Origin of the sequence: Saccharopolyspora sp. (assembly GCF_017434145.1) — a bacterium.
Taxonomy (GTDB): domain Bacteria; phylum Actinomycetota; class Actinomycetes; order Mycobacteriales; family Pseudonocardiaceae; genus Saccharopolyspora_C; species Saccharopolyspora_C galaxeae.
The window spans coordinates 1-3,253 of record NZ_JAFRFW010000075.1 but is presented as its reverse complement, the minus strand read 5'-3'; the positions used below and the strand labels follow the sequence as shown (position 1 = coordinate 3,253).

At 72.9% G+C, this 3,253-nt stretch carries 3 protein-coding genes; 2 read left to right on the top strand and 1 reads right to left on the bottom strand.

Features of this window, described 5'->3' with window-relative positions; genetic code table 11:
* A partial coding sequence (locus tag IJH84_RS01890; RefSeq protein WP_295139534.1) for an AAA family ATPase occupies positions 1-1,053 on the bottom strand: 1,053 nt, incomplete at its 3' end.
* A 94-nt stretch (positions 1,054-1,147) separates the two neighbouring features.
* On the opposite strand from IJH84_RS01890, the gene IJH84_RS01885 reads away from it, so the two are divergent.
* Both IJH84_RS01885 and IJH84_RS01880 read left to right on the top strand, forming a co-directional pair.
* Complete coding sequence (locus IJH84_RS01885; protein ID WP_295139531.1) at positions 1,148-2,062, top strand: MBL fold metallo-hydrolase; 915 nt, start codon at positions 1,148-1,150, stop codon at positions 2,060-2,062.
* A partial coding sequence (locus IJH84_RS01880) for a carboxylesterase family protein (protein WP_295139528.1) occupies positions 2,059-3,253 on the top strand: 1,195 nt, incomplete at its 3' end. The genes IJH84_RS01885 and IJH84_RS01880, both read left to right, overlap by 4 nt.

Here is a 3,253-nt window from a genome sequence, read left to right as displayed (position 1 = left end):
GTAACCGCCGCGGCGGCGGGCCCGCTCGGCGGTGCTCTCCATCAGGGCGGCGACGTCCTCGTCCGGTTCACCGGCGGCCGCCGCGAGGTGCCAAGCGCGCCGGTCCGGTTCGTCCCTGGTCGCTTCGCCCAGTGCGAGGTGCGCCCGGCGGCGGTGTTCGAAAGGCGCCGAGTGGTACAGCGCGGACCGCACCAGCGGGTGCCGGAAGCGGAACCGGGATCCCGTCCAGCGCACCAGCCCGGCCCGTTCGGCGGGTTCCCAGCCCGCGCCTGGCGCGTGCACCGCGTCCGGGGCGTCGGCGGCGGCCAGTTCCAGCAGCAGTTCGCGGGTTCGTTCGGGCAGTTCCTGCGCACGCGCCGCGAAGATCTTCTCCAGCCGTTCGGTGGTGGCGGGCGGCCCCGGCCCGGATTCCTGCGGCACCGCGGCGAGTTCGGCCAGTGCGAGCGGATTGCCGCCTGCCTCGGCGAGCACGCGCAGTCGCCGCGCCCCGGCCGGTGCCTGCGGCAGCGCGTCGAGGACCTGGTTCGCGGAGAGGTCGTCGAGAGGTTCCAGCCGCAAGGTGGGCAGCCGGTCCAGTCCGGGCAGCGGCCGATCATCGCGGGCACCGATGAGCAGGTTCAGCGGCTCCGATTCGATCCGGCGCGCGAGGAACGCGAGCACGTCCAGGGTGCCCCGGTCCAGCCAGTGCGCGTCGTCTATCACGAGCAGCCCACCGGTATCGGACAGCAGGCGCAGCGCCGCGAGCCCCAGGCCCATGACGTCCGGGTCGGGTTCCCCGTCGCCGATCCCGAACGCGCACTGCAGCCGCGACGCCTCAGCCGTGCCCGCGGCCTGCCGCAGCACCGGCGCGAGCAGCTGGTGCAGCCCCGCGAACGCCAGGTTCGCCTCGCTCTCGCTGCCGGAGGCCCGCAGCGCGCCCTGCGCTGCCGCCGCGTCCAGCAACGTCGTCTTGCCCATTCCGGCGTCGCCGGTGATGACCAGGACCCGCCCGGTGCCGCTCGCCGCTCGCCGCACCTGAGCCAGCTCGGCCTGCCGTCCGATGATCTCCCGCACTGCCGCCTCCCGGCCATCGACTGTAGCCGCGCGGGGACAGGTGCAGTCACGTGACGGATACCGCGCGATCGGCGGTGCCGCGCATATTCGACCCATGCAGAGCATCACGCTGGGAGACGTCGAAGTCACGCGAGTGCTGGAGTTCCACGGGCGCGCGATGGCCGTGGACGAGTTCTTCCCGGAAATCCCCGCCGAGGAGTTCGAGGCCGAGCGGTCCTGGCTGGATCCGGACTTCTGGTCGCCGGCCGACAACGGGTTCGTCTCCGCCGTGCAGACCTGGGTGCTGCGCAGCGCTGGCCGCACGATCCTGGTGGACACCGGAGTCGGCAACCACAAGGAACGGCCGTACTCGCCGCACTGGCGGCACTTGAACACCGACTACCTCGGCAACCTGGCCCGCGCGGGGGTGCGCCCGGAAGACGTCGACATCGTGGTCAACACGCATTTGCACGTCGATCACGTCGGCTGGAACACCCGGCTCGTCGGCCGGGACTGGGTGCCGACGTTCCCGAACGCCACCTACCTGCTGCCGCGCGCCGACTTCGAGTACTGGAATCCGATGGGCGAGCACCGGCCGAAGCGGGCGCTGAGCCACCAGAACGTGTTCGAGGACAGCGTCGCTCCGGTGCACCAGGCGGGCCTGACCGAGCTGTGGGATGGCGAACGGGTCATCGACGAGAACCTGCGGTTGCAGCCCGCTCCCGGGCACACGCCCGGATCGTCGGTGCTGCAGCTGCGCTCCGGGCCGGATCGCGCGGTGTTCATCGGCGACCTGCTGCACACCCCGCTGCAACTGCAAGATCCGGTGCACAACTGCGACTTCGAGGAGGACCCGGCGGCCGCCCGCGCGTCCCGCAGGCGGCTGCTGGAGTTCGCCGCCGACAACACCGCGTTGGTGGTGCCCGCGCACTTCGGCGGTCACGGCGCCGCCGAGGTCCGCCGGGCCGGGGACCGCTTCGAGATCAAGAACTGGGCCGCGTTCGACCGTCCGCAGCGGATCAACCGATGAGCCCGGCGGAGCAGAACCCGGTGGTGCGCACGAACGCGGGCCGGGTCCGGGGCAGGCGCAGCCGCACCGGCCTGGTCTTCTCCGGCATCCCCTACGCAGCGGCCCCGACGGGGCCCGCGCGGTTCGCCGCTCCCCGGCCGGCTCCGAGATGGGCAGGGGAGCGGGATGCAGCGATGCCCGGCCCCACCGCTCCGGCACCGCGGCGAGAATTCGGTGCCCTGGACATGGGCCCGTTCTTCGGCCCCGGCTGGGTCCGCGGCGCGGACTACCTGACGGTGAACGTGTGGACCCCGGACACCGCGACGCGCGGCCTGCCGGTCATGGTGTTCGTGCACGGCGGCGCCTTCGTGTCCGGCTCCGGCCAGGCGGCGCTCTACGACGGCACCGGGTTCGCCCGGGACGGCGTGGTGCTGGTGACGCTGAACTACCGGATCGGGGCGCCGGGCTGGCTGTCGCTGCCGGGAGCACCGGACAACCGGGGACTGCTGGACGTGCTCGCCGCGCTGCGCTGGGTGCAGGAGGAGATCGCCCGGTTCGGCGGCGACCCGGCCAACGTCACCCTGTTCGGCCAGTCCGCGGGGGCGACCATCGTCGCGGCCGCGTTGGCCGATCCGGCGGCGCGCGGGCTGTTCCGCAGGGTGATCTCGCAGAGCGGAAACGGACTCGGCGCGTTCGTACCCGCGCAAGCCGAGCTCGTCATGAAGCGGCTGGGTCAGCTGCTGGGTGTGCCGGTCGGGTCGTTGCCGGAGGTGCCGGACGAGCGGCTGGTCGACGCGGTGGAGCAGCTCGGCCCGATGGATCTCGGGCTGGACGGGCACCGCGATCCGTTGCTGCGGCTGGCGCGGTTCAGTCCGGTGCTGGAGAGGCAGCCGGCAGTGGCGGTCGCGGCCGGCGCCGGTGCCGACGCCGATCTGCTCATCGGGAACAACGCTGCGGAGGGCAACCTGTACTTGGCTCCCGGCGGCGGACTGGATTCGTCCACAATGGACGACGTGGGGGACGTTGCGGTGCAAGCACATCCGGAGCCGGACCGGCTGGTGGCCGCCTACCGGCAGCAGCGCCCGTCGGCTACCGCCGGTGAGCTGCGCGCGGCAGTGCTCGGCGACGGCCTGTTCGGTGCCGCACCCCGTGCGCTCGCCGACGCGCACGCCGGACGCGGGCAGCCGACCTACCGCTACGAGTTCGCCTGGC

Coding starts and splice junctions, on each gene's coding strand:
- IJH84_RS01885 (WP_295139531.1), top strand. CDS start 1,148: ATGCAGAGCATCACGCTGGGAGACGTCGAAGTCACGCGAGTGCTGGAG.